The following is a 583-nucleotide window of genomic DNA, read 5'->3' on the forward strand; positions in this document are numbered from 1 at the left end:
CGTACATCCCCCGGCCTCCCCCGCCGACTGGCCCCGCTTCCACGCCGATTACCGCCTGCTCCCCTTTCTACGCCGCGCCACTGACAACGCGGCCCTGACCCTCGCCGACGCCGCCGCCGTCGAGCGCCTCTGCGAGCGGCTGTACGACGGAGACGAGCAGGTCAGCGGCCCGCCCCAGCCCCCCGCCGTCATCCACGGCGACCTGTGGTCCGGCAACGTCCACTTCACCGCCGCCGGCGGCCGCCCGTATCTCATCGACCCCGCCGCGCAGGGCGGCCACCCGGAGACCGACCTCGCCTTCCTCGAGCTCTTCGGCTGCCCGCACCTCGACAAGATCCTCGGGGCGTACGAGGAAGTCCGCCCGATCCCGGGCCGCCGCGCCCGCGTCCCGCTGCACCAGCTGCACCACCTGCTCGTCCACGCCGCCCTCTTCGGCGGCGGGTACGGCGCGCAGTGCGGGACGGCCGCCCGTGCCGCACTGCAGTCGCACTGAGCCGCACCGCCCTGCAGTCGCACTGAGCCGCACTCAGCCGCACCGCAGTCGTACCGAAAGGAACCACCCGCCGATGTCCCCCGGCACCCC

The 583-nt window shown here is 74.3% G+C and carries 1 protein-coding gene; it reads left to right on the forward strand.

Annotated elements, in window-relative coordinates; all coding sequences use genetic code 11:
- Positions 1-493: fructosamine kinase family protein (locus tag G5C51_RS42420; RefSeq protein WP_165246289.1), on the forward strand; the 493-nt coding region annotated here is incomplete at its 5' end.
- Positions 494-583: the final 90 nt, after the last annotated feature.

The organism is Streptomyces coryli (assembly GCF_011044975.1).
GTDB classification, from domain to species: Bacteria; Actinomycetota; Actinomycetes; order Streptomycetales; family Streptomycetaceae; genus Streptomyces; species Streptomyces coryli.